Here is a 25,861-nt window from a genome sequence, read left to right on the forward strand (position 1 = left end):
AATCTCGCTTTTGACTGTCCGGTCAAAAAACGAGAGGCAGCGGGAGCCGATGCAAAAGATCATTGCTGAACTGGAAGACAAGCGCGCGCAGGCCCGGCTGGGCGGCGGGCAAAAGCGGATCGATACCCAGCACGGCAAAGGCAAGCTCACCGCCCGCGAGCGGCTCGATGTGCTGCTCGATCCCGGCTCGTTCGAAGAATACGATATGTTCGTCACCCACCGGGCGACGGATTTCAACATGGCCGACACCATCATTCCCGGCGACGGCGTCGTCACCGGCTGGGGCACGATTGAGGGTCGGCTGGTCTATGTGTTTAGCCAGGACTTTACCGTCTTCGGCGGCTCGCTGAGCGAAACTCACGCCAAGAAAATCTGCAAGATCATGGACCTGGCGCTGCAAAACGGCGCGCCAGTGATAGGGCTCAACGATTCAGGCGGCGCGCGCATCCAGGAGGGCGTCGCCTCGCTGGGCGGTTACGCCGACGTGTTCTGGCGCAATGTGCAGGCCTCGGGCGCGGTGCCGCAGATCTCGGTCATCATGGGCCCCTGTGCAGGCGGCGCGGTCTATTCGCCGGCCATGACCGACTTCATCTACATGGTCAAAGACACCAGTTATATGTTCGTAACCGGCCCTGACGTGGTCAAGACCGTGACCAATGAGAGCGTCACGCAGGAAGAACTCGGCGGCGCCTCGACCCATACCAGGATTTCCTCGGTCGCCGACGCGGCTTTCGACAATGATATCGAAACCCTGCTCGAAGTGCGGCGCCTCTTCGGCTTCCTGCCGCTTGCCGCGGGCCAAAAGCCGCCCCGCCTGCCGACGCATGACCCGATCGACCGCAGCGACAACAGCCTCGACACCATCATCCCCGATAGCGCCAACAAGCCCTATGACATGCGCGAAGTGATCGAGAAGGTCGCCGACGAGGGCGACTTCCTCGAAATCCAGAAGGATCATGCCGGCAATATCCTGTGCGGTTTCATCCGCCTCGATGGCCATCCGGTCGGTGTCGTCGCTAATCAGCCGCTGGCGCTGGCGGGATGTCTCGACATCAACGCCTCTAAGAAAGCCGCGCGCTTTATCCGCTTCTGCGACAGTTTTGAAATCCCGATCCTCACCTTTGTCGACGTGCCCGGCTTCCTGCCCGGCGTGGCGCAGGAATATGGCGGCATCATCAAGCATGGCGCCAAGCTGCTGTTTGCCTATGCCGAAGCCAGCGTGCCACTGGTCACCGTCATCACCCGCAAGGCCTATGGCGGCGCCTATGACGTGATGGCGTCCAAGCACATCAAGGCCGACGTCAATTATGCCTGGCCGTCAGCCGAGATCGCCGTGATGGGCGCCAAGGGCGCGACGGAAATCCTCTATCGCTCCGAACTGGGCGACAAGGAAAAGATCGCCAAGCGTACCGCCGACTATGAAGCCCGCTTCGCCAACCCGTTCGTTGCCGCCGAACGCGGCTTCATCGACGACGTCATCATGCCCCACGGCACCAGACGCCGCGTCATCCGCGCCTTCTCGACGCTGCGCCACAAAACGCACAGCATGCCCAAGAAGAAGCACGACAATATTCCGTTGTGAGGGTTGTTCGGAAATGGACCCAACATACCCCCACCCCTGTCCCCTCCCCACAAGGGGGAGGGAGACGATGGAGCCGCAAAGGCTGAGCATGTGGATACGAAGACTGGTCGAGAGGGTCTCCCTCCCCCTTGTGGGGAGGGGACAGGGGTGGGGGTCTTGAACATAGAACGAGCGCGCCAACTGCGTCGGGATGCGACAGGTCCCGAACGGGAGATGTGGCGCCTGCTCTATCCGCTTCGACAGATCCACAACTTCCGCCGTCAGGTACCGCTGGGTCCTTACTTCCTGGATTTTGCGTGTCATAGTCTAAAGCTGGCAATCGAGATTGATGGCGATACGCATGGTTCCGAGCAGGCCATGTATTATGACGCAGCGCGCACGCGCTTCATTGAAACGCAAGGTTACCGTGTGCTTCGCTTCACCAATGATGACGTCTTGAATAACGCTGAAGGCGTGTTCGACACACTTGCGCGTGCCATTGAGGAAACCGCTCCATGATCACCAAACTCCTCATCGCCAACCGAGGCGAGATTGCTTGTCGGGTTATCAAGACCGCCAAGAAGATGGGCATTGCAACGGTCGCGGTTTATTCCGATGCCGACCGGGAAGCGCTGCATGTGCGGATGGCGGACGAGGCGGTGCATATCGGGCCGTCGCCTGCGAAGGACTCATACCTCCAGATCGACAAGATCATCGCTGCCTGCAAGCAGACTGGCGCGCAGGCGGTGCATCCGGGCTATGGATTCCTCAGCGAAAACCCCAAATTCGCCGAGGCGCTGGCGGCGGCCGGAATAATTTTCGTCGGACCGCCGGTCAAGGCCATCGAGGCGATGGGCGACAAGATCACGTCCAAAAAGCTCGCGGCCGAGGCCGGTGTGTCGACCGTGCCCGGCCATATGGGCCTGATCGACGACGCCGAACACGCGGTGACTATTTCGAAATCCATCGGCTATCCGGTGATGATCAAGGCGTCGGCGGGCGGCGGCGGCAAGGGCATGCGCATCGCGTGGAACGATGCCGAGGCGCGCGAGGGTTTCGAGCGCTCCAAGTCCGAGGCCGCGTCATCTTTCGGTGATGACCGAATCTTCATCGAAAAATTCGTCACCGAGCCGCGCCATATCGAGATCCAGCTGATCGGCGATGCCCATGGCAATGTGCTCTATCTCAACGAGCGCGAATGCTCGATCCAGCGCCGCAACCAGAAGGTGATCGAAGAGGCGCCCTCTCCCTTCCTCGATGACGCCACGCGCAAGGCCATGGGCGAGCAGTCCGTCGCCCTGGCCAAGGCAGTTGGCTATACCAGCGCCGGCACGGTGGAATTTATCGTCGACAAGGACCGCAAATTCTATTTCCTCGAAATGAACACAAGGCTGCAGGTCGAGCATCCGGTGACCGAGCTGATCACCGGCCTCGATCTCGTCGAACTGATGCTGCGCGTCGCCAATGGCGAGAAACTGCCGCTCACCCAGGATCAGGTGCAGCGCAATGGCTGGGCCATCGAGAGCCGGCTCTACGCCGAAGATCCCTACCGCAATTTTTTGCCATCTACCGGGCGGTTGACGCGTTACCGGCCGCCTGCAGAAACCGCCACTGTCCGCAACGATACCGGCGTGTTCGAAGGCGGCGAAATCTCCACTTTCTACGACCCGATGATCGCCAAGCTCTGCACCTGGGCGCCGACGCGCATCGAGGCGATTGATGCCATGGCCGTTGCGCTCGACAGTTTCGAGGTCGAAGGCGTCGGCAACAATCTGCCATTCCTGTCCGCCGTCATGGAGCAGGATCGCTTCCGCGAGGGCAGGCTTACCACTGGCTATATCGCCGAAGAATTCCCCGAGGGTTTTCACGGCGCGACATTGAGCGATGCGCACCAGCTCGACGTCGTGGCCGCCGCCGCCATCATGATGGCCCGCCGCGAGCAACGCCGCACCGGCGCGGTGACGGAAACGCATTGGCACGTGCAGAATGGCGACGCAGCCACGGCCGTTTCGTTGCACCAGCAGGGCCCGGAAACCGTTGTCGATGTCGGCTGGCACAGCGAGGCAGCGCATCTGCACTGGCAGCCGGGCGATCACACGGCAAAGCTGGACTGGTCCGATGGCCGTTCCGTCGTGCTCAAGGTCACGCCCACCACCTCTGGCTTCCGCATCCGCTATCGCGGCGCGGACCTCAAGCTGCAGGTGCTGCGCCCCCACATCGCGGCACTGTTGCCACACATGCCGATCAAAGTCCCGCCCGACATGAGCCGCTTCCTGCTGTGCCCCATGCCGGGGCAGGTGGTGCGCATCGATGTGGCGGAAGGCGATATCGTTGAGGATGGGCAGACGCTGGCCATCGTCGAAGCCATGAAGATGGAAAATGTGCTAAAAGCCGAAAAGCGCGCGCGGGTCAGCAAGGTGCATGCCGCGCCCGGCGTGGTGCTGGCGGTGGATCAGGTCATCCTCGAGTTTGAGGCTTTGTAATGAACGACAAGGCCAACTTCGCCCATTGGGCCACGCTCGCTCAAAAGGAACTCCGCGACACCCCCTTGTCCGCCCTTGATCGCGACTATGGCGGCATCCCGGTCAAGCCGGTCTATTTCGGCGATGATCCTGAAATCCCGGGCATCGAGCCATTCACGCGCGGCGTGCGCGCCACGATGTATGCCAACCGGCCCTGGACCATTCGGCAATATGCCGGCTTCTCGACGGCCCGCGAATCCAACGCCTTTTACCGGCAGGCGCTCGCCAAGGGGCAGAAGGGCCTGTCCGTCGCCTTCGATCTTGCGACCCATCGCGGCTATGACAGCGATCATCCGCGCGTCGTGGGCGATGTCGGCAAGGCCGGTGTCGCCATCGACAGTGTAGAGGATATGAAGATCCTGTTCGACGGTATTCCGCTCGATCAGATGAGTGTTTCGATGACCATGAATGGCGCCGTCATTCCGGTGCTGGCCATGTTCATCGTCGCGGCCGAGGAGCAGGGTGTGCCGCAGGCCAAGCTCGACGGGACCATCCAGAACGACATCCTCAAGGAGTTCATGGTCCGCAACACTTATATCTATCCGCCCGAGCCCTCGATGCGGATCATCGGCGACATCATCGCCCACACCGCGGAGCATATGCCTAAGTTCAACTCGATCTCGATCTCGGGCTATCACATGCATGAGGCCGGGGCGACGGCGGTGCAGGAGCTGGCCTATACACTGGCCGACGGCATGGAATATGTCCGCGCGGCGCAGGCCAAGGGGCTCGATATCGACGCCTTTGCCGGGCGGCTAAGCTTCTTTTTCGGCATCGGCATGAACTTCTTTCTCGAAGTCTCAAAGCTGCGCGCGGCGCGCCAGCTGTGGAGCGAGATCATGACCGGGCTCGGCGCCAAAGATGCGCGCAGTAAGATGCTGCGCACCCATTGCCAGACCTCGGGCGTGTCGCTGACCGAGCAGGACCCGCATAACAACGTCATTCGCACCACCATCGAAGCGCTTGCCGCGACGCTGGGGGGCACGCAGAGCCTCCACACCAATTCGTTCGATGAGGCCATCGCGCTGCCGACCGAATTTTCGAGCCGGCTCGCCCGCAATACCCAACTTATCCTGCAGCATGAATCGCGCATCACCGATGTCGTCGACCCGCTAGGCGGCTCCTATTATGTGGAAGCGCTGACCAGCCAATTGGTCGAAGGCGCGCGCGCTTTGATCGGCGACGCCGAAGCGCAGGGCGGCATGACCAAGGCGGTGCAGTCTGGCGCGCCAAAGCTTGAAATCGAACGCGCGGCAGCCTTGCGCCAGGCGCGGGTGGATCGCGGCGAGGATGTCATCGTCGGGGTCAACCGCTATCGGCTGGATACCGAGGACGGCATCGAAGTGCGCGAGATCGACAATGCCAAAGTGCGCGTGGAACAGGTCGCGCAATTGCAGCGCATCAGGGCCAGCCGCGATGAGGCCAAGTGCCAGTCCATGCTCGACGCTTTGCGCGAGTTTGCGGCCAAGGACGAAGGCAATCTGCTCGAAGCGGCCATTGAAGCGGCCCGCGCGCGCGCCACGCTGGGCGAGATCAGCCAGGCGATGGAAGATATGTTTGGTCGCCACTCCGCCGTCACGCGCGTCATTTCCGGCGTCTATGCTGGGGGCTACGAAGGCGACCCCGAATTTGCCGCTATCGTTGGGCGCATCGACAGTTTCAAGGCGGCACGCGGCCGCGCACCATCCATTTTCATCGCCAAGATGGGCCAGGACGGGCACGACCGCGGCGCCAAGATCATCGCATCCGCCTTTGCCGATCTCGGATTTACCGTCCATATGGGCGACCTGTTCGAAACCGCGCCGGAAGTCGCCGCCCATGTCGATGACTTCAAGGTCGATGCCGTCGGCGTGTCGTCGCTTGCAGCGGGCCACAAGACACTGGTGCCCGAACTGATCGCCGCGCTGCGAGACCGCGATCTCGGTGAAGTCACTGTCATTGTTGGCGGGGTGATCCCCGAGCAAGACTACGACTTCCTCTATGAGGCGGGCGTTGCCGGCATTTTCGGCCCCGGCACCAACGTGCTCAGCGCCGCCTTCTCGGTGCTGAATGAAATCGAGGGAAGGCTGAGCAATCGATGATCGGGCGCCTCAATCATATCGCTATTGCGGTTCCGGATCTGGCGGCGGCGGCGGCCAAGTATCGGGATCTGCTTGGTGCTCATGTCGGCCAGCCGCAGCCGCTCCCCGAGCACGGCGTGACCGTGGTTTTCATCGATACCGGCAACACCACGGTGGAACTTCTGGAGCCGCTGGGCGAAGGCTCACCCATTGCCGCGTTCCTCGCCAAGAACCCCAATGGCGGCATGCACCATATGTGTTTTGAGGTTGAGGATATTGCGGTGGCGGCGGCCACGCTGACAGCGGGTGGTGCGCGTGTGCTGGGCGATGGCAGTCCGAAAATCGGTGCACATGGCAAGCCCGTGCTGTTTGTCCATCCCAAGGATTTTGACGGCACGTTGATTGAACTCGAACAGGTCTGAGCTTCCCTGCGCTTTCGTTTGACCCTAGAATGGCGCCAAACGAAAGCAGATTATGCTCGATACGACACAACGCCACGCAGCCATTCTCGAACTCGCCCGACAGCAGAACCGGGTCACGGTAGATCATTTGTCGGCACATTTCGCTGTGTCGGTGCAGACGATCCGCAAGGATCTCAACCAGCTTTGCGATCAGCGACTACTGAGCCGAACGCATGGTGGCGCCACCCTGCCCTCCGGCGTTGAAAACCTCGAATATGAGGCACGGCGCAGGATTTCCGCTGAGGCCAAGGATGCCATCGGCCGTGCCGCGGCGGCGCTCATTCCCAATGACGCATCGCTATTCATCAATATCGGCACGACGACCGAGGCCGTCAGCCAGGCTCTGCTCGATCACGCGGGGCTTCTCGTCGTCACCAACAACATCAATGTCGCCAACCGCATGCGGGTCTATCCGCGCTTCGAGGTGGTGATTGCCGGCGGGGTTGTGCGCCCATCGGACGGAGGCATCGTGGGCGACGCGGCCGCCGGGTTCTTCAGCCAGTTCAAGGTGGACTACGCGATCATCGGCGCGTCTGCTCTCGACGAAGAGGGCGCGCTGCTCGATTACGATTACCGCGAAGTCAAAGTCGCCCAAGCCATCATCGCCAATGCGCGCCATGTGATCCTTGTCGCCGACCGGGGCAAGTTCCAGCGCTCGGCACCCGTTCGAATTGCCCGCATTGACCAGATTGGCACCTTCGTGACTGACAATTGTCCATCCGAGGCGTTCCGCGCGCTCTGTCTATCGGCGGGCGTGACATTGATCGAAACTGGGGAAACGACCGGCCATTAAGAATTTGGTAACGGCCCGTCGGCACCGAAAATCCCCATAAGGCAAAAATTAATCATATTCTTCGTATTGTGCCGTAAGGCCAGAAGGCCTCTGAAGCATGTGGGGGCGCATGAAGGTGTCGGGGGCAATCGCGTGGAACGCGACAAAGGGCTGGGTGCGGCCCAGATTCCTCTTGGCGTTGGTCGCGGGGATACTGGTGGTTGGCACCGGGATTTATCTGGACCAGCAGGCCGAAGGCATCAACGAGCAACGTCTACGCAGTAGCGTTCAGGATCAGATATCGTTGATCCGCGCGCGCCTTGAAGGCAGCATCAACGCCAATATCCAGCTGGTTCGCGGGCTGGTTTCCACCATTTCAACCGAGCCAGATCTCAATCAGGAACGCTTTGCAGCGCTGGCTGCCAACCTGTTTGAGGAAGATGGGCAACTCCGCTCGGTGGCTGCCGCACCTGATCTGGTTGTGAGCATGACATACCCGTTAGAGGGTAATGAGCGCGCTATCGGCCTCGACTATCGATCTGCCGGCGCGCAAAGCAACTCGGTGTTTCGCGCTCGCGATACCGGCGAGCTCGTACTCTCGGGCCCCGTTAGTCTGGTGCAAGGCGGGCGAGGCTTTGTGGCCCGTTTCCCGGTTTTCGTTCACGATGGGGCAGATGTCAGGTTCTGGGGCATTGTCTCGGCGGTTATCGACATCGAGCGAATGTATACCCAAGGCGGCCTGCTCGACCCTGATCTGGCCATCGACATTTCCATCACGGACCGTTCCGTAGCCAGCAATTCCCTGCCGCCCTTTTTTGGCACGGCGCTGACCGACAATCCGGTGACTGCCGAGATCATTCTGCCACCAGGGCGCTGGGAGATCGCTGCCGTGCCGAAGACGGGCTGGCACCGTGACCCACTCGAGGTGTGGCTGCTGCGGCTTGCCGTGGTGATCGGCGGAGCGCTGATCCTTTTGCCCATTGGTTTGGCCGGCCGCATCAGCAAGGACCGGCAGCGCCATCTTCAAGAGTTGACGCAGCGCGAAATCGAACTCGAAGCCATTTCGCGGCGACTGGGACTGGCGCTCGATAGCCTGCAGATCGGCGTGTGGGACATGGACATGGAGACCAATGAGTTTCTGTGGGATGACCGCATGAACGAAATCTATGGCCTGCCGAAAAACGGTTTCCGTGGCTATGAATCGTGGCGCGAACGGGTGCATCCCGATGACATCGACCGCGCCGAAGAGCAGTTTGTACAGGGCATTCGCGACGGCGGCTTTGTGGCGGTGTACCGGCTGTGCTGGACGGACGGTCAGCAGCGCACCATCAAGTCCGTCGCCACCGTCTATGCCGATGCCCAAGGCAATCGAAAAATCCTCGGCGTGAACTGGGACATCACCGCTGATATGGCGCTGCATGATGAACTCACCACGGCCAATGCACTCACCGAAGCCCGCAATGTCGAGCTGGAGGCGGCCCGGGTCAATATCGAGCACAATTCCCTGCACGATAGTCTGACGGGTCTGCCGAACCGGCGCTATCTCGATGAAATGCTGACGCGCAACGCTTGTGGCGGCTTCGGCGGCACACGCAGTATCGCCTTGCTGCATATCGATCTGGACCGCTTCAAGCAGATCAACGACACGCTTGGTCACGCCGCTGGCGATGCCATGCTGGTTCATGCCAGCGGCGTCTTGCGCGAGAATAGTGGCCCGAACGACTTTGTCCCGCGTGTCGGTGGCGACGAGTTCGTGGTTCTGACCAGTGCCGTTGAGGGGGAGCTGCATCTGGGCATGCTGGCCGAGAAAATCGTCAAGCAAATGCGCCAGCCCGTTAAATACGAAGGCCACGATGTCCGCTTCGGTGTATCCATCGGCATTGCAGCTGCCGAAGGCGAGGAAATCGACGTCAAACGGCTTTTGATCAATGCGGATATTGCGCTTTATCGGGCCAAGGGGCGCGGTCGCAATCGGTTTGAGTTTTTCTCGGAAGAACTACAGGCCGAGGTGGTGCGGACGAAGCGCGTTGCCGACGAAATTCTCAGTGGTCTTGAGCGCAACGAATTCGTCGCCTGGTTCCAGCCACAGTTTGACGCCCATACGCTTGAGGTAGTTGGCGTAGAGGCGCTGGCGCGCTGGCAGCATCCAACCGAGGGCATCAAGGCGCCTGACGCTTTTCTGCCGATCGCCGAAGAGCTCAATGTGGTGGCGACGGTTGATCGGCTGATCCTCGAGCAAACGCTGGCCGCCGTCGCTCGTTGGGACGCGATGGGGCTCAATGTGCCGCGCGCTTCTGTCAATGTCTCGCTTCGGCGCCTGCATGACGAAGACCTGATCAAGGGCCTGCGCCAGCTTGCCATCGAGCCGGGCCGCATGTCGTTTGAGCTGGTGGAGTCGATCTATCTCGACGAGAATGACAGCATCGTCAGCTGGAACATCGATCAGATCAAAGAGCTTGGGATCGACGTCGAGATCGACGATTTCGGCACCGGCTATGCCTCCATCGTCTCGTTGCAAAAGCTGCGCCCGACCCGGCTCAAGATCGACCGCCAATTGGTCAATCCGATCCTTGTCGATCACGGACAGCGCCAGTTGCTGGCGTCGATCGTCGATATCGGCAAATCCATGGGCATCGAGGTGGTTGCCGAGGGCGTCGAGACCATGGAGCATGCTGCGATCCTGCGCGATCTGGGCTGCGATATTCTTCAGGGCTATGCCTTCTCGCGTCCGCTGAGCAGCGAAAAACTCGAAGAGTTCCTTAGAGCGAAGGCCTGGAAACAGGCTTCGTAAAAGCCTTCTCAAACGCCGTCCCATAGGGCATTGATCTTCCATACATGTGGAGGAATTGACGCAATGAGTGACGAGCAGGGCAGGTTTTGCATCGGAGTGGTTGGCGCCGGCATGGGCGCAAAGCCGCATGCTCTGGCACTGCAATCGCTGGCCAAGGACATTGCCGTCATCGGGGTCTATCGCCGCGATCCGGCGCAGCGCGCGCAGTTCTGCGCGACCTATGGTTTCCCGGAAGCCGAAAGCTACGAGGCGCTGCTGGCCGACCCGCGGCTTGATGCCGTGCTGGTGCTGACGACGCCCAATGCACGCGCGGCTATCGTAGCGGCGGCGGCCAAGGCGGGTAAACCCGTGCTGATGGAAAAGCCCGTCGAACGCACCCTGGCGGCGGCCGAACGGATCGTGGGGATTTGCGATGATGCTGGCGTGCCGCTGGGGGTGATTTTCCAGCATCGCTTCCGTCGCGCCTCTCTCTATCTGGCTGAGGCGGTTGCCGAGAACCGTTACGGCCCGTTGGAGGCTGTCAGCCTGACGGTGCCGTGGTGGCGACCGCAGCAGGGCTATTACGACACGCCGGGCCGCGGCACTCTGGAGCAGGATGGCGGCGGCGTGTTGATCACGCAGGCAATTCACTCGCTTGATCTGATGCTGAGCCTTTCCGGGCCAGTCGACGCCGTTACGGCGATGGCCAAGACTACGCGGCTGCATCAGATGGAGACCGAAGACTTCGTGTCGGCGGGCCTCGAATTTGCCAATGGCGCGGTCGGCGCGGTGATGGCCACCACGGCCAATTTCCCCGGCGGGCCGGAGAGCCTGACCCTGAACTTTGCTAGGGCCAGTGCCACGCTAACCGCCGGTAACCTGACAGTTCGCACAATGGACGGGCAGACGATCACCGAAGGCGAAGCCAGTGAAGGCGGCGGCGGGGCAGACCCGATGGCGTTCCCGTTTGACTGGCACGCAGCCCAGATCGCTGAGTTTGCCGACGCCGTGCTCGCCGGGCGGCAGCCGCTGTCGAATGGGCATACCGCGCTCAACGTGCATCGGCTGATCGACGCCATGATGCGCTCGGCCAAGGCAGGTCAGCGCGTTACGCTATGAGCGGGACGCTGATTGACATTGACCGCACCTTGCCGCCGGGGACGATTCTGCGTTCTCCGGCGGGGTGGCCCTACCCCGCCAGCGCGGCCTTTTTGGCCAGTCGGGTCTTGATGCTGTCGATGCTGGTTTTGGGCGTCGCAGCGAACAGGGCGCGGGTGTATTCGTGCTGGGGATTGCCGAAGACTTCATCGCGGGTGCCGTGTTCAACGACATCGCCGAAATACATCACCATCACTTCGTCGGCGATGTAGCGCACCACCGACAGATCGTGGCTGATGAACACATAGGTCAGTCCGAACTCGGCCTGCAGATCCTTGAGCAGGTTGAGGATTTGCGCCTGCACCGAAAGATCGAGCGCCGACACGGGCTCGTCCAGTACGAGGAAGCTCGGATTGAGCATCAATGCTCGCGCGATGGCGATGCGCTGGCGCTGGCCGCCCGAGAACATGTGCGGATAACGGTTGAAGTGCTCTGGACCAAGGCCAACCTTGATCAGCATTTCCAGGGCCTTCTGCCTGCGTTCCGCAGCAGACATATCGGTGTTGAGCAGTAGCGGTTCTGCCAGCACTTCGCCGATCTTCTGGCGCGGATTGAGCGAGCCATAGGGGTTCTGGAAAACGATCTGTACCTTCTGGCGCATCGCTTTGGTGACGCCATGGGTCGCGTCGACCTTGTCGCCATCGATCAGAATGTCGCCCGAAGTCGGGTTGTCGATCAGCGTGATCATGCGCGCCAGCGTGGACTTGCCACAGCCGCTTTCGCCGACTACCGCCAACGTACGCCCCTTTTCGAGGCTGAAGTTCACGCCCTTGACAGCGTGGACGACTTTGGCCGGACGGAACAGACCGCCCGAAGAGATATAATCGCGCTTGAGATCGCGCACCTGCAAGACGGGCGTTGTCATAGGGTGGCTCCCGTTTCGTCGGTGAACTTGAAATCGGCGACGGTCGGCAGGCGATCGCCCACCGCGTTTTCGGGCAGAGCCGACAACAGCGCACGCGTGTAGTTAGACTTGGGGTTTTCAAACAGAGAGAGCACGTCGGCCTCCTCCATCTTGTGACCCTTGTACTGCACGATGACGCGGTCGGCGGTTTCGGCAACGACGCCCATATCATGGGTGATCATGATCAGGCCCATGCCATGCTCTGCCTGCAAACCGACCAAGAGATCGAGGATCTGCTTTTGGATGGTCACGTCGAGCGCTGTGGTCGGTTCGTCGGCAATCAGCAGCTTTGGATTGCAGGCGATGGCCATGGCGATCATGACACGCTGGCATTGACCACCGCTCATCTGATGCGGGAAAGCGCCCAGACGATCGGCACCATCGGTGATGCCAACAAGGCGCAGCAGTTCAACCGCTCGATCACGCGCCGCACGTCCCTTGAGACCCATATGACGCTCGAGCACTTCCTCGATCTGGAAGCCCACGGTGAAGCAGGGATTGAGGCTGGCCACGGGCTCCTGGAAGATCATGGCAATGTCCTTACCAATGATCTTGCGCTTGTCCGACGGACTCATTTTGAGCAGGTCGAGCCCTTCAAAGGTCATGACGTCGGCGGTGACGGTTGCCGTCGATGGCAGCAGGCCCATCACGGCCAGCATGGCGACCGACTTGCCCGAACCGGACTCGCCGACAATGGCCAACACTTCGCGGGCCTCGACCGACACATCGATGCCATCGACGGCCTTGAACAGGCCGACAGAGGTGTCGAAGGCGACGGTGAGGTTTTTGATTTCAAGCAGTGCCATAGGTTCAGCTCCGCTTCAGCTTGGGATCGAGCGCGTCGCGCAGGCCATCGCCCACGAGATTGATCGCCAGAACCGTGATCAGGATGGCCAGACCCGGGAAGGTCACGACCCATGGAGCGCGGGTGATGAACTCGCGCGCGGAAGCCAACATGGTGCCCCATTCGGGAGTTGGTGGCTGGGCGCCCATGCCGAGGAAGCCCAAAGCGGCGGCTTCGAGAATGGCGTTGGAGAAACTCAGGGTAGCCTGAACAATCAGCGGCGCCACGCAGTTTGGCAGGATGGTTTTGACCATCAGGCGGATATGGCCAGCGCCGGCGACGCGGGCAGAGGTCACATAGTCTTTGCTGGTTTCGGCCATCACTGCGGCGCGCACGAGGCGGGCAAAGTGTGGTTGTAGCACCAGCGCGATGGCCAGCATGGCATTGAACAGGCCGGGCCCAAGGATCGCCACGAGCACGAGGGCCAGCAGCAGGGATGGGAAGGCCAGAATGATGTCCATGACGCGCATGATGACAACGTCGACCCAGCCACGGAAGTAGCCGGCCAACACGCCGAGCACGATGCCGACGGTGAGCGCCACCGTGACCACCACTAGACCGATGGCGAGCGAGTAGCGCGCGCCGTGGATCAGGCGCGAGAGAATATCGCGGCCGACAGGATCGGTGCCGAGGAGATAAGCCGAGCGGCCACCTTCCATCCATGCGGGTGGAACCAGTAGAGCGTCGCGGAACTGTTGATCGGCCGGGAATGGCGCGATCAGAGGGGCGAATAGGGCCACAATGACCAGGAAAGTGAACACGACGAGGCCGATGACGGCGCCGCGGTTCATGGAGAAATAATGCCAGAACTCTGCCAGCGCTGCGAGGCGCGGGCGTTCGGTCGATACGGGGGTAATCTCGGTCATCAGCGCGCCCTTATCCGAGGATTGATGACGGCATAGAGCACGTCGACGATGAGGTTGACCGCCATGACCACGAGCGCGATCAGCAGCAGCCCGGACTGGACGACGACATAGTCACGCTTGGAGATGGAATCGATCATCCATTTGCCGATGCCCGGCCAGGAGAAGATGGTTTCCGTCAGGATGGCGCCGGCCATCAGCATGCCGACCTGCAGGCCGATAGTGGTGACCACCGGGATCATGGCATTGCGCAGAGCATGGATGTTGATGACGCGGTTTGGTGACAGGCCCTTGGCGCGGGCGGTGCGGACATAGTCCTCGCCGAGCACTTCGAGCATGGCCGAACGGGTCTGCCGCGCGATAACGGCGAGCGGGATGGTGCCCAGCACCACCGCTGGCAGGATCAGGTGACGGACGGCCGACACGAAGGCGGCCCAATTGCCATAGATCAGGCTGTCGATCAGCATGAAGCCCGTGACGGGCTTGAAAAAGAAATTGAGCGCGATGCGGCCCGAAACAGGGGTCCAGCCGAGATAGCCCGAGAAGAAAATGATGAGTAGCAGGCCCCACCAGAAGATGGGCATGGAATAGCCGGTGAGCGCGATCCCCATGGTTACCTGATCAAACCAAGAGCCGCGATTGACGGCGGCAAAGATGCCGGCGGGAATGCCCACAGCAATGGCAATCAACATGGCGAAGGTCGCCAGCTCGATCGTGGCGGGAAACAGCGCCAGGAAGTCAGTCAGGACAGGGCGCTTGGTGGCCAGCGATATGCCGAAATCGCCGTGCAGCACGCCCCAGACATAGTTCAGATACTGCTGCCAGATGGGCAGGTTGAAGCCGAACTGTTCCCGGAGGATTTCGTAGCGTTCGGGCGATACGCCGTGCTGACCAGCCATGGCCAGGATGGGATCGCCGGGCAAAAGCCGGATGAACGCGAATGAAGCAATGGTGATGCCAATCACCGTTGGCACGATCAGCGCCAGCTTATGCAGAATGTATCGAAGCATGATCCCGCCAATGATGAAGGCGGCGCTTATGCAGCGCCGCCCTTGTTTTCGTTAGAACCGGTATTATTCAGTCACGTCGACGTTGTCGAAGCGGTGAATGCCAAGCGGGTCCATGGTGTAGCCGATGACGCGCTTGCTCATTGGCATGAACACCTTGGAGTGTGCCAGGGTCAGGGCCGGAGCCTGTTCCTTGAACACGACCTGGGCCTGCTCATAGAGCTTGGTACGTTCAGCCTGATCAGGAATGGTCTTTGCGTCCTGGATCAGCTTTTCGAAGCTTTCGTCGCACCAGCTGGAATAGTTGGAAACGCCGATAGCCGAGCAGGAGAACAGGGTCGCAAAGAAGTTGTCTGGATCACCATTGTCGCCGGTCCAGCCGATCTGGAACGCACCTGGGCGATCCTTGGCCTTGCCGCGCTCACGGTACTCGGTCCACTCGTAGGAGACGATATTGGCCTTGACGCCAACAGCGGCCCAGTCGGCCTGGATGAGTTCAGCAACGCGCTGCGCATTTGGGTTGTATGGACGGCTGACAGGCATGGCCCAGAGGTCAAGCTTCAGGTCCTTGACGCCAGCGGCTTCGAGAGCTGCCTTGGCAGCTGCTGGATCGTAGGCGTCGTCCTTCACTTCGGTGTTGTAGGACCACATGGTTGGCGGGATCAGATTGACGGCAACCTGGCCGGCGCCCTGATAGACTGCCTCGATGATGGCGTCCTTGTTGATGGCCTGGTTGAGGGCCTTACGGACCGCAACATTGTCCATCGGAGCAACGGTAGTGTTGTAGCTCATGTAGCCGATGTTGAGGCCTTCCTGTTCCTGAACGACGAGGTTCTGGTCAGCCTGGAGGTCGGCAATGTCTGCTGGCGATGGATATGGAATGATATCGCATTCGCCGGCCTTGAGCTTCTGCACGCGCACAGCCGGATCGGTCGTGATGGCGAAGATCAGGTCGTCGATGGCGACCTTGCCAGCCCAGTAGTCTGGGAAGGCTGCATAGCGGATGACAGCGTCGGTCTGGTAATCAACGAACTGGAACGGGCCAGTGCCAACCGGGGCCGAAGCGAAGTCTGCCAGCGTGCCGGCGGCTTCGAGCTGATCAGCATATTCCTTGGACATGATGGACGCGAAGTCCATGCCCAGGTTTGCGATCATTGGCGAGTTTGGTTCGTTCAGGGTGATCTTGACGGTCAGATCATCAACCTTCTCGATGCTCTTGAGGTACTTGGGCATGTCCATGCCCTGGAAGTAGTCCCAGGAAAGGCCAGAGAGATAGGTGTAATAAGCGTTGTCTTCTTTCCACTGACGCTCGAACGAGAAGATCACGTCGTCCGCATTGAAATCACGCGTTGGCGTGAAATAGGACGTGGTGTGGAACTTCACGTTTGGACGCAGGTGGAAGGTGTAGGTCAGGCCGTCGTCGGAAATTTCCCAGCTCTCGGCAAGGCCGGGCTCAACCTCGGTGCCGCCATGCTTGAACTCGACGAGACGGTTGAAGATCGTACGCGAGGACGCGTCGAAGTCGTTGCCGCCAGTGGTTGGACCTGGATCGAAATGCGCGGGTGAAGCCTCAGAGCAGAACACCAGTTGCTTGGCCTGGGCTGCGCCAGCGGCCAAAGCAATGATGGCGGTCGCCGCCAGCAAGCTTTTCATCAATTTCATGAATGTTTTCTCCCGAGAATATTATGCGCACCCAGCTTGATGGCAGGGGCTTGCGGCCAACAAAGCGTAGAATCTGCGGGAGCGCAATGGGGGAGTTTGACCATTTGGTCAATCTGATGACGGCCAGAACCACATTCCACAGAAATGGACGGTTTTAAAATGAACCGTTCGGCGCGGCTTGAAGCGCTTGACCATGCAGCTGCACTGATGATCCATGTACGCCATGACCCAATCCATTGCCACCGTAGCCATTCTTGTCAAAGATTATGAAGACGCGATCACATTTTACTGTGATCAGCTCGGCTTCAACCTGGTCGCCGATACCGATCTGGGTGGGGACAAACGCTGGGTGCTGATTGCCCCGCCGGGCCAGTCCGGGGCGCAGCTTTTGCTGGCCAAGGCCGAGGGCGAAACGCAACTTGCGGCCGTTGGCAAGCAGGGCGGCGGACGCGTCATGTTTTTCCTCAATACCAGCACCTTCACACGCGACCATGCCGCGATGATCGAGAGCGGCGTGCGGTTTCTGGAGGAGCCGCGGCACGAGAGCTATGGCTCGGTGGCGGTGTTTGAAGACCTCTATGGCAACAAGTGGGACCTGATCGAGCCCAAGCGCTGATCGCGGCGCCGTTCAAGCAATTTATCTCTCTGCGCCATAGGGATGATCCGGCCACTTGCCATGCCTATATTGATCTGGCTGGGTTGCATTTTGCGTGGCCCCTGCAATCGAACCGAATGCCGATGCCGGCGTTTATCTAAAGATTTTACAGGAGACACATCATGGATCGTCGCCCGCTCGGACGCAGTGAAATTGTCATCGAACCGCTGGTGCTGGGCGGTAACGTCTTTGGCTGGACGGTGGATGAAAAGGCCGGATTCGCCATTCTCGATGCCTACGTCGAAGAAGGTTTTACCGCCATCGATACGGCGGAGGGTTACCCCAACTGGGTGCCCGGCAATCCTCCTGGCATGAGCGAAACGATCATCGGCAAATGGCTGAAAGCCCGCGGCAACCGCGAGGCGGTTCATATCTTCACCAAGGTCAATTCGGCCAACAAGCCTGGCGGACTGGCAGCGGACAAGATCGCCCCTGCTTTTGAAGCTTCGCTGGCGCGCCTGCAGACCGACTATATCGACGTCTATTTCAGCCACTGGCCGGACCTGGAAACCAGTCACGAAGAAACGCTCGGCGCTTACGATCCGATGGTTCGGGCTGGTAAGGTGCGGGCGGTTGGCGCCTCGAACTACACCGCCGAAATGGTCGAGGCGGCACAACAGGTCTCGGTGATCAAGTCGCTGCCGCGCTATGATGTGCTGCAGCCGCGCTACAATCTTTATGATCGCGCCGAGTTCGATGCACTGCGTGACACAGTCACCGCCCATGAGATCGGGACCGTGGTCTATTACAGCCTCGCGGCTGGTTTCCTGACCGGCAAGTATCGCAGCAAGGCCGATTTCAGTAAATCGGCGCGCGGCGGTGGTGCTGCCAATTATCTCAATGCCAAGGGCGAGAAAATTCTTGCCGCACTCGACAAAGTCGCCAAGGCCAATGACGCGACACCGGCCGAGGTGTCGCTTGCGTGGCTCGTGGCCCAGCCCGGCGTAACGGCGCCGATTGCTTCGGCGACGTCGGTTGAGCAGGTGCGCAGCCTTGCCAAGGGCGTGCGTCTAAAGCTCAGCGAGGATGATATCAAGACGCTCACGGATGCGGGGAAGTAAGAGTACCCCCTTCTAACCTCCCCCTGAAAAGGGGGAGGAACTAGTCGCGTCTCTGACTCTATCGGTTCACAAGCACCGAGCGTATTCCTCCCCTATCAGGGGGAGGTTACGTGGGGGTATCCCCTACCACTCAAAATCAGGACCGTTGATCCGGGCGCCCATCAGGAAGACATCGCTGACGAGGCGGAGCGGGGCGGCGTCGACATCGGTTTCGTGGCGGTCGAGCAGTTCGGCAAAACGGTCGTACATGACGGCATATTCGTGATCGCCATGCTGAAGCACCAACTCGTCGTTGACGCGCAGCGAGCGGCCACCACCTTCGAGCTTGAGCACATCGCCCGTTCCGGTCTCAATGCGGATGGTCCAGACCTCACCCTTCTCTTCGAGCCAGTTAAAGCCAGCCGAGAGTTCTGGCTGGTGCAACTGACCGGACTTAAAGCCGATCTCGATATCAATGGGCGTCTGCCGGTTGGCCGGGAAGGTCAGCTTGGCGCTTTGCACAAAGACCGGGAACGGCATGATCTTGGTGAAAATCGACAGCGCGTTGATGCCTGGATCGCAGACGCCGAAGCCGCCGGGCTCCCACACCCAGTCCTGCCCGGGATGCCATTTGCGGACGCTTTCGCGCCAATCGATGCGCACCGACTTGACGCCCTGATCGGCGATGATCGCCTTGGTGCGGTCGACTGCGGCGTTATATTGGGAATGCCAGGTCTGGTAGAGCACGCGATCAAGCCGTTTGGCGTGAGCGATCAGATCGTCGAGTTCGGAGATCGTCGTCGTGGGAGGCTTCTCCATCATCACGTCCTTGCCGGCGTCGAGCGCCTCGCGGACATATTGGTGGCGGATGCCGGGCGGCGTGCAGATCGACACCAGCGATACATCCGGCAGGGCCGCGTAGAGCTCGGCGGGGGTCTTGAACGCCGGCAGGCCATTGTGGCTCAGCCCGCGCGTCGAGACGGTCGCCGCCAGTTCAAAATCCTCGGATGCGTCGATGACGGGCAGGTGCTGGTCCTGCGCAATCTTGCCCACACCAATGACGGCGATCCTGCGTTTTGCCATGAGACGGCTTCTCCCGAAAAACTGGCGGTATAAAGCAGACAGCACGCATCCCTGCCAAGGGGCAGTGCACCAAATTGTATGATTTATTCAGTGGCTGGCGGGTGGCTGCCACAGTTCGACGTGATTGCCGGCAGGGTCGATGATGCGAGCGAAACGCCCGGTTTCCGTTGTGTCCCATTCGTCGGGGCGGGTTTCGACACCGATGCCAGCAGCCCTCAGCTGTGCGATCAGTCCATCAAGGTCATCGACGCGGAAATTGAGCATGGTCTGCTGGCTGGCCGGGAAATAGTCGGTGTCGGCCTCAAACGGCGCAAAAATGGTCAGGCCCGCCTGCTGCCCCCAAAAGCCGGAAATGCCGAGATGGGTGTCGTACCATGTAGCCAATGCCTTGGTGTCGGGCGCGCGGAAGAACACACCGCCAATGCCCACTGCCTTTGCCATCATCGTCTCCTATCGGATCAGGATTGCCCGGAAATCGTTCACATTGGTGCCGGTCGGGCCAGTGACCAGCAGGTCGCCAATCGCCTCAAAGGCCGAATAGGCGTCGTTATTCGCAAGAGCCGCCAGCGGGTCGATCCCGGCCTTGCGCAGACGCGTCGCCGTGGTGCCGTCAACGAAGGCGCCGGCATTATCTTCCGAACCATCAATGCCATCGGTGTCGGCAGCGACGGCCGAGACGCCGGCCATGCCATCGATGATGCTGGCGAGCGACAACAGGAATTCGGTGTTGCGTCCGCCCCTGCCCTTGCCGCGCAAGGTCACCGTGGTTTCGCCGCCCGATAAAAGAACGACCGGCTTGGTGAAGGGGCGGTCGCGCAGCACGATCTCTCGCGCCATGGCGGCGTGAACCTGCGCCACGTCGCGCGCCTCGCCCTCCATGGAGTCGGACAAGATGACGGCCTCAACACCCTGTCGGCGTGCTTCGGCGGCAGCAGCTTCGAGCGACAGGCCGGCTGACGCGATCGTGCGGATCGTATTGCTTGCAAACGCTGCATCATGGGGCGTTGGCGCGAGGTTTTCTTCGCCCGCCAGAAGGTTGGCGGCGTTGGGCGGCAGTTCGAGGCGATAGAGGCTGGCATATTTGCGCGCCAGTTCGCGCGTGCCGAACAGGGGAAGCGTTGGGCCGGATGCCACCACGGCCGGATCGTCGGCCGGAACATCAGACACAACCAGCGTTGCCACGCGGGCCGGAGCGCAACGCGCCGCGAGGCGTCCGCCCTTGATGGTCGAGAACTGATTGCGGATCATGTTCATCACCGAAATCGGCGCGCCTGACGCCAACAGCGTTTTGTTGATAACTTGTTCGTCATGAAGGGTCAGGCCAGGCGCCGGAGCGGGCAAAAGCGACGAGCCGCCGCCCGAAATCAGCGCCACGACCAGATCGTCAGGGCTCAGGCCCGACACGGTTTCCATGATGCGACGGGCTGCGAGAAAGCCCGCTTCGTCCGGCACAGGGTGCGCCGCCTCGACGATTTCGATCTGCTCGCACGCCTCGCTATAACCGTAGCGCGTCACCACAATGCCCGACAAAGGACCGTCCCAGGCCTGCTCAAAGGCCCGCGCCATCTGGGCTGACGCTTTGCCAGCGCCGACGACGATGGTGCGGCCACGCGGCTTGGGCGGAAGATTGAGGCTGATCCCCAGTGCAGGCTGTGCGGTCGCGACCGCTCGGCGAAACAACTGTTCGAGGAGTGTGCGGTCCATAGGTTCTCCGAGCTTGCGATTCGGTGTAGGCGAAGGTAGCCACCAATGCTTGAGGTGGACAATTGTCAAACGGGCGACACACAGTCCGAGTAGCCGCTGGCCATGGAGTCCCAATGACAGAACGATTCGCGATCTACTTCGCTCCCTCGGCGACCAGCAATATCTGGGAGCGTGCGGCAACCTGGCTTGGCCGCGACGCCCATGACGGCGACCTTTTCCATGGCCCCGTGGCTGGCATAGACCGCGACCGTTTGCTGAACCTGACCCAATCGGCCAATCGCTATGGCTTCCACGCCACGATCAAGGCGCCAATGGCGCTGGCCGAAGATATGAACGAAGCCGCGTTGCGCGCGGCGCTTGCCGAATTTGCGACCCGGCATCAGCCCATCGAACTCGGGAAACTGCAGTTAGCCTCGCTTGAAGGTTTTCTGGCGCTGATGGTCGATGGCGAAAACGAAGCGCTGCAGGATTTTGCCTCGCACGTCGTCGAGGATTTTGATCCGTTCCGTGCGCCCATGTCGGTCAAGGATCGAGCTGCGCGGGCCGGCAAGGGCCTGAGCGAAAGGCAGATCGAACTGCTCGACGCCTATGGCTATCCCTACGTGTTTGAAGAGTTCCGCTTCCACATGACGCTGAGCGACAGGCTGACCGGCGAAGATGCACGGGAAATCGCGCAGGCCGCCAACACCTGGTTTGGCCCTGTTCTGGAAGAGCCCGTTGTGCTGGACCGGCTGGTGCTGTTCCACGAGCCTGACGCTGGCAAGCCGTTCCGCCGCGTCGCTGACTTCAAGCTCGGAGCCGATGCTTGATGGTTGGGACGGTTTTCCGCAATGCCCGCATCGTGCTGGCCGACACTGTCATCGACGGCAGCGTAGCCGTGCAGGATGGTGTAATCACTGCGATCGACGAAGGCACAAGCCAGTCTGGCGAGGACATGGAGGGGGATTATCTGATCCCCGGCCTGGTCGAGCTGCACACCGACCACTTGGAAAACCACTATCGCCCACGCCCCGGCGTATTCTGGGACCCACTGTCCTCGCTGCATGCCCATGACGTGCAAATTGCGGGCTCGGGCATTACCACGGTGTTTGACGCGGTTCGTATCGGCTCGGACCCAGATCTTCCCGGCATGGGCGCTCATGTCGACAAGCTGACCGGCGCCATAGCGAGCGGCCGCCACGATGGTTGGTTGCGCGCCGAGCACTTCGTGCATCTGCGCTGCGAACTGCCGACGCCCGACGTGATCGAGCAGTTTGATGCCTATGCCGATAGCGAACAGACGCGGTTGGCTTCGGTGATGGATCACACCCCCGGCCAGCGCCAGTTCCGCTCGATGGAAGACTATCGGCGCTTCTACAAGGACAAGATGGGCCGGACGCCCGAAGAGGTCGAAGCCTATCTGGCCGAACGCCAGTTCGAGCACGACAGCTATGCCGGCCCAAGCCGCAAGCACATCGTAGAGCGCGCCAAAGAGCTGGGCCTGCGCCTTGCCAGCCACGACGACACGACCCTCGCCCATATCGAAGAAGCCGTGGCCGATGGCGTGGCCATTGCTGAATTCCCTACGACGCTGGAAGCCGCTTCGGCGGCTCATGATGCGGGCCTTGCAATCCTGATGGGCGCACCGAATGTGGTGCGCGGCCGTTCCCATTCTGGCAATATCTCTGCGACCGATCTGGTGCGGGCGGGGCTGTTGGATATTCTGAGTTCAGATTACGTGCCGTTGGCGCTGCTGCAGGCCGCCTTTGTGCTGCCGCAGCGCGTGGACGGACTGAGCCTGCCCAAGGCGCTGGCGACCGTGACGTCCAATCCGGCGCGCGCTGCCGGGCTCGACGACCGCGGCGAGATTGCGGTGGGCAAGCGTGGCGATATGGTGCGCGTGCGCATGGTGGGCGATTTGGCCGTCGTGCGCAGCGTTTGGCGGCAAGGCATAAGGGTTAGCTGACACCATGGCGCGACCGCTCGGTTCACTTGTTCTGGTCGTTGGCCCATCGGGCGTTGGCAAGGACACGCTGATCGGCGGTGCCCGCCAGGCGCTGGACAACGATAAACGCTTCGTATTTGTCCGCCGCCTCGTCACACGTCCCGCCGCCGTCGAAGTGGAAGACCACGACAGCATTGACCGCGAGCAATTCGAGCAGATGGAAGCTGGCGGACGGTTCGCGCTATCATGGGACGCGCATAATCTGCGCTATGCTCTGCCCCTGAGCGTTGATACCGACCTGGCGCTAGGCAAGATCGTTGTCGCCAATGTGTCGCGCCATGTGGTCGCCGAAGCACGCGCCAAATATCCGGCCTGTGCCGTGGTGCTGATCACCGCCGAAATCTCGCGGCGGGCCGAGCGTCTGACCCTGCGCGGGCGCGAAAGCGGCGACCAGATCACTGCACGCCTGGCGCGGGAAAGCGCGCCGGTTCCTGCTGGCATCAATCCGATCATCATCGACAATTCCGGGCCGATCGCCATTGGCGTCACCGCCTTTGTCATGGCCTTGAGGGCGATTGCGGCACAAGAATAACCTGGCTGGGTGAACCAGACGCCAAGTTGTGCGTTGAGCTTTCTGATTAAGCGTCAGGAGTTTTCTATGAGTCGGAATGGACTTTACGCCGTGCTTGCAATCTTGCTGGTCGCGGTTGTCGGCTTTGCCATCTATACTTACCAAGAGAAGCAGAAACCTGCGCTTGAAGTACGGATCGACGGCGGCGGAGTGCAGATCAATGGCAACGGAGGCTGATCGCTCGCGGCGCCAGACCATAGCAACTGCCATTTCAGCTGAGCTGGAACGGCAGGGCCACGGGGGCGCGCATGTCGATGTTAGAGCCCTCGCTCAGGCAATAGATGTTGCGCTCGAACCGGCAGCGCCGATCAGCGAAGGCAAGCACCCGGACGATCTCAACGCCAATAATGACGGCTAGGATTGTCTGACTGAACAAGATGCAAGGCGAGGCTCAGTGCCTCGCCTTTTTCATGCCGCGTCGGCGCCCTTGCGGACGGCCTGCGATACGGCGAAATGAGCCTTTTCGACGGTCTCGAACTGCTGCCCGTCGATAGCGAAAGCGGGGAGCTTGACGGCGAGAAAACGGAAGCCGTCGGCATTTGGCACGACGACGCCGAGGGGTTCCCCGGCAACTTCTATCACGATTGGCTTGTGGGCCTGGGCCCTATCTAAACTGCGTTCCTGCATGGCTGGATGCTCTTCTTGGGCATTGCATGAACCAGAATCGGGTGAGCAAACGGGGCTTGCACCATTCTGTCCGGCAATGCTGGGGTTCTATCGGAGAAGTGAGACGAAGGCGTGACGGCTGGTCACATTCGTTTCGAGCGACAGGTCCCTTGCCAGCGTTTGGCAACAGTTACACCGGTACGTACGAGCGGAAAGCCTGCATGGATTGGGAAGCTAAGTGATGTCATCATCTTCAGTCCTTTCCTGCTGGTTAGCGGCTCGAGCATCGTCATGTGCCGATGCAGTGCTGGCAAGATAGGAGCGTTCCGGACCGATTGCTAGATGGGCAACGACCAGAGAATGCATATTTCCGGAAAAAGACTGCTCGACATTCGTCGTAGTGAGAAATTATGATCATGCAGCTCATCTTTACGAGGCGCAGCCCAACTCCTATGAATCGAATGGACGCTTGAACTGCGTCGGACAATCTGGTGTTGTCCCGGATCGATAACAGGCCACCGCCCACGGGCGGTTCCGGGGGTAAACGCAGTGTCCGAAGACGACGTACCGGCTGTCAGCAAAGGCAAGCGCGGCGTCAAGCCATCTGGCAAGCCCACGCTCAAGACCATCGCCCAGATGACGGGCTTTGCAATCACGACGATCTCGCGCGCCCTCAACAACGCCCCCGAGCTGTCGCAGGAAACGCGCGAGCGGGTACAAAAGGTTGCCGCCGAAGTGGGTTACCTGCCCGACCGCGCGGCGCTGCGCCTCAAGACCGGCCGCACCCACGTCATCGCACTGGTGCTGGAGCCGGACGAGCAGATCTACGGTTTTGGCTCGAGCATTGTGAGCGGACTGAGCGAGGCTGTGCGCCATACCTCCTATCACATCGTCATCACGCCGCTGTTCCGCAATGTCGATCCGATTGAGCCGATCCGACATATCGTGCGCAACCGCATGGCAGACGGCGTGATCTTCTCCAAGGCCGAAAGCTTTGACGAGCGTATCCGCTTCCTGCTCGACAGCGACTTCCCCTTTGTCAGCCACGGTCGCACGCTCTGGCCAGACCCACACCCGTTCGTCGACTTCGACAACGAAACCTATGCCTATGGCGCGGTGAAGCGGCTGGTGCAGAAGGGCTGCAGAAAAGTGTCGATCATTCTGCCCGAGAGCGCGCTGACCTATACGGAGCACCTTAAGGCAGGTGTCGCCCGCGCAGCCGAAGAGGCGGGGATAGCCTATGAGTTTGCCGCGGACGTGAACCTCACCAGCCCAACCGATCTGATCCGCAGCTATGTGATGAAGCGCACCAAGCGCCCGGACGGCCCGGACGGCTATGTCTGCGCCTCGGAGGTATCAGCGCTGGCGGTGATCGGCGGGCTCAACGATAGCGGCAAGGTCGTGGGCAAGGACGTGCATGTGGTGTCCAAACAGGCCTCGGCGATGTTTGCGCAATTCCAGCCGGGCGCCGAGACAGTGTTCGAGGATTTCGCCGATGCCGGACATCACCTCGGCTCGCTTCTGCTGCGCCGTATCAGCGGCGAGGCGCCCGAGGATCTGCACTACATCGCAGAGCCGAAGTTTGAGTGGAAAGACTGACGACTTAGGTTAAGTGGAAGGAAGAGTACCCCCAC

Annotated in this window: 25 protein-coding genes and 1 pseudogene; 17 read left to right on the top strand and 9 right to left on the bottom strand. The window is 60.7% G+C overall.

From position 1 onward, the window contains the following. The first annotated feature begins 49 nt into the window (after positions 1–49). The 9 genes and pseudogenes from ABIE28_RS15530 to ABIE28_RS15565 all read left to right on the top strand — a co-directional run bounded on the left by ABIE28_RS15530 (position 50) and on the right by ABIE28_RS15565 (position 11,265). Positions 50–1,582: an acyl-CoA carboxylase subunit beta gene (locus ABIE28_RS15530; protein ID WP_354064461.1), complete on the top strand. Its 1,533-nt coding sequence runs from the start codon at positions 50–52 to the stop codon at positions 1,580–1,582. A 156-nt stretch (positions 1,583–1,738) separates the two neighbouring features. Beyond that, on the top strand, positions 1,739–2,080 hold the full coding sequence (locus tag ABIE28_RS15535; protein ID WP_354064463.1) for an endonuclease domain-containing protein: 342 nt from the start codon (positions 1,739–1,741) through the stop codon (positions 2,078–2,080). After that, positions 2,077–3,478: pseudogene (locus ABIE28_RS15540) on the top strand (acetyl-CoA carboxylase biotin carboxylase subunit); the annotation flags it as partial. The gene ABIE28_RS15535 and the pseudogene ABIE28_RS15540, both read left to right, overlap by 4 nt. 8 nt (positions 3,479–3,486) lie before the next feature. After that, the gene (locus ABIE28_RS21155; protein ID WP_502913438.1) at positions 3,487–4,044 is read left to right on the top strand and encodes a biotin/lipoyl-containing protein; all 558 of its coding nucleotides are present in this window, start codon (positions 3,487–3,489) and stop codon (positions 4,042–4,044) included. After that, positions 4,044–6,164: a methylmalonyl-CoA mutase gene (scpA, locus tag ABIE28_RS15545; RefSeq protein WP_354064466.1), complete on the top strand. Its 2,121-nt coding sequence runs from the start codon at positions 4,044–4,046 to the stop codon at positions 6,162–6,164. Before ABIE28_RS21155 ends, scpA begins: the two co-directional genes overlap by 1 nt. Next, positions 6,161–6,565 carry a methylmalonyl-CoA epimerase gene (gene mce / locus ABIE28_RS15550; RefSeq protein WP_354064468.1) on the top strand — a complete coding sequence of 135 codons (405 nt, stop codon included), beginning with the start codon at positions 6,161–6,163 and terminating at the stop codon, positions 6,563–6,565. Before scpA ends, mce begins: the two co-directional genes overlap by 4 nt. A gap of 52 nt (positions 6,566–6,617) precedes the next feature. Next, positions 6,618–7,397 (top strand): DeoR/GlpR family DNA-binding transcription regulator, encoded by a 780-nt coding sequence (locus ABIE28_RS15555; protein ID WP_354064470.1) that lies wholly within the window; start codon positions 6,618–6,620, stop codon positions 7,395–7,397. Positions 7,398–7,512: 115 nt separating this feature from the next. After that, entirely contained in the window at positions 7,513–10,167 is a 2,655-nt protein-coding gene (locus tag ABIE28_RS15560; RefSeq protein WP_354064472.1) for a bifunctional diguanylate cyclase/phosphodiesterase, read from the top strand. Between the two features lie 63 nt (positions 10,168–10,230). Then, the gene (locus ABIE28_RS15565; protein ID WP_354064474.1) at positions 10,231–11,265 is read left to right on the top strand and encodes a Gfo/Idh/MocA family protein; all 1,035 of its coding nucleotides are present in this window, start codon (positions 10,231–10,233) and stop codon (positions 11,263–11,265) included. A gap of 70 nt (positions 11,266–11,335) precedes the next feature. Here the strand turns inward: ABIE28_RS15565 and ABIE28_RS15570 are convergent, their stop codons facing one another. The 5 genes from ABIE28_RS15570 to ABIE28_RS15590 form a co-directional block, all read right to left on the bottom strand. Further along, a complete protein-coding gene (locus ABIE28_RS15570; protein WP_354064476.1) occupies positions 11,336–12,169 on the bottom strand; it encodes a dipeptide ABC transporter ATP-binding protein in 834 nt (277 codons plus the stop codon). Continuing rightward, the gene (locus ABIE28_RS15575; RefSeq protein WP_354064478.1) at positions 12,166–13,014 is read right to left on the bottom strand and encodes an ABC transporter ATP-binding protein; all 849 of its coding nucleotides are present in this window, start codon (positions 13,012–13,014) and stop codon (positions 12,166–12,168) included. Before ABIE28_RS15575 ends, ABIE28_RS15570 begins: the two co-directional genes overlap by 4 nt. Before the next feature lie 4 nt (positions 13,015–13,018). Continuing rightward, positions 13,019–13,918 (bottom strand): ABC transporter permease subunit, encoded by a 900-nt coding sequence (locus ABIE28_RS15580; RefSeq protein WP_354064480.1) that lies wholly within the window; start codon positions 13,916–13,918, stop codon positions 13,019–13,021. After that, a complete protein-coding gene (locus ABIE28_RS15585; RefSeq protein WP_354064482.1) occupies positions 13,918–14,925 on the bottom strand; it encodes an ABC transporter permease subunit in 1,008 nt (335 codons plus the stop codon). Before ABIE28_RS15585 ends, ABIE28_RS15580 begins: the two co-directional genes overlap by 1 nt. Positions 14,926–14,988: 63 nt before the next feature. After that, positions 14,989–16,584, bottom strand: coding sequence for an ABC transporter substrate-binding protein (locus tag ABIE28_RS15590; RefSeq protein WP_354064483.1), 1,596 nt, complete (start codon positions 16,582–16,584; stop codon positions 14,989–14,991). A gap of 223 nt (positions 16,585–16,807) precedes the next feature. On the opposite strand from ABIE28_RS15590, the gene ABIE28_RS15595 reads away from it, so the two are divergent. Further along, a complete protein-coding gene (locus ABIE28_RS15595; RefSeq protein WP_354064485.1) occupies positions 16,808–17,200 on the top strand; it encodes a VOC family protein in 393 nt (130 codons plus the stop codon). Positions 17,201–17,361: 161 nt separating this feature from the next. Beyond that, entirely contained in the window at positions 17,362–18,300 is a 939-nt protein-coding gene (locus ABIE28_RS15600; protein ID WP_354064487.1) for an aldo/keto reductase, read from the top strand. Positions 18,301–18,423: 123 nt separating this feature from the next. Here the strand turns inward: ABIE28_RS15600 and ABIE28_RS15605 are convergent, their stop codons facing one another. From ABIE28_RS15605 to ABIE28_RS15615, 3 genes are all read right to left on the bottom strand, one after another. Continuing rightward, on the bottom strand, positions 18,424–19,362 hold the full coding sequence (locus ABIE28_RS15605) for a Gfo/Idh/MocA family protein (RefSeq protein WP_354064489.1): 939 nt from the start codon (positions 19,360–19,362) through the stop codon (positions 18,424–18,426). Positions 19,363–19,449: 87 nt separating this feature from the next. Further along, positions 19,450–19,803 (bottom strand): VOC family protein, encoded by a 354-nt coding sequence (locus ABIE28_RS15610; RefSeq protein ID WP_354064491.1) that lies wholly within the window; start codon positions 19,801–19,803, stop codon positions 19,450–19,452. 9 nt (positions 19,804–19,812) lie between these two features. Next, positions 19,813–21,066, bottom strand: coding sequence for a glycerate kinase type-2 family protein (locus tag ABIE28_RS15615; protein WP_354064493.1), 1,254 nt, complete (start codon positions 21,064–21,066; stop codon positions 19,813–19,815). 113 nt (positions 21,067–21,179) lie between these two features. On the opposite strand from ABIE28_RS15615, the gene ABIE28_RS15620 reads away from it, so the two are divergent. From ABIE28_RS15620 to ABIE28_RS15640, 5 genes are read left to right on the top strand one after another with little or no spacing between them, the layout of a single operon-like run. Next, the gene (locus ABIE28_RS15620; RefSeq protein ID WP_354064495.1) at positions 21,180–21,875 is read left to right on the top strand and encodes a DUF1045 domain-containing protein; all 696 of its coding nucleotides are present in this window, start codon (positions 21,180–21,182) and stop codon (positions 21,873–21,875) included. Beyond that, the gene (locus ABIE28_RS15625; RefSeq protein WP_354064497.1) at positions 21,875–23,011 is read left to right on the top strand and encodes an alpha-D-ribose 1-methylphosphonate 5-triphosphate diphosphatase; all 1,137 of its coding nucleotides are present in this window, start codon (positions 21,875–21,877) and stop codon (positions 23,009–23,011) included. The genes ABIE28_RS15620 and ABIE28_RS15625 overlap by 1 nt, the downstream gene beginning before the upstream one ends. Before the next feature lie 4 nt (positions 23,012–23,015). Next, complete coding sequence (gene phnN / locus ABIE28_RS15630; RefSeq protein ID WP_354064499.1) at positions 23,016–23,582, top strand: phosphonate metabolism protein/1,5-bisphosphokinase (PRPP-forming) PhnN; 567 nt, start codon at positions 23,016–23,018, stop codon at positions 23,580–23,582. 33 nt (positions 23,583–23,615) lie between these two features. Then, positions 23,616–23,798, top strand: a complete 183-nt coding sequence (locus ABIE28_RS15635) for a hypothetical protein (RefSeq protein ID WP_354064501.1) — start codon at positions 23,616–23,618, stop codon at positions 23,796–23,798. Continuing rightward, on the top strand, positions 23,782–23,979 hold the full coding sequence (locus ABIE28_RS15640) for a hypothetical protein (RefSeq protein ID WP_354064503.1): 198 nt from the start codon (positions 23,782–23,784) through the stop codon (positions 23,977–23,979). The genes ABIE28_RS15635 and ABIE28_RS15640 overlap by 17 nt, the downstream gene beginning before the upstream one ends. A 50-nt stretch (positions 23,980–24,029) precedes the next feature. Here the strand turns inward: ABIE28_RS15640 and ABIE28_RS15645 are convergent, their stop codons facing one another. After that, positions 24,030–24,203, bottom strand: coding sequence for a hypothetical protein (locus tag ABIE28_RS15645; RefSeq protein ID WP_354064505.1), 174 nt, complete (start codon positions 24,201–24,203; stop codon positions 24,030–24,032). A 573-nt stretch (positions 24,204–24,776) separates the two neighbouring features. On the opposite strand from ABIE28_RS15645, the gene ABIE28_RS15650 reads away from it, so the two are divergent. Further along, complete coding sequence (locus ABIE28_RS15650) at positions 24,777–25,826, top strand: LacI family transcriptional regulator (RefSeq protein WP_354064507.1); 1,050 nt, start codon at positions 24,777–24,779, stop codon at positions 25,824–25,826. The last annotated feature ends 35 nt before the right edge of the window (positions 25,827–25,861 follow it).

The organism is Devosia sp. 2618, from assembly GCF_040546815.1.
GTDB lineage: Bacteria > Pseudomonadota > Alphaproteobacteria > Rhizobiales > Devosiaceae > Devosia.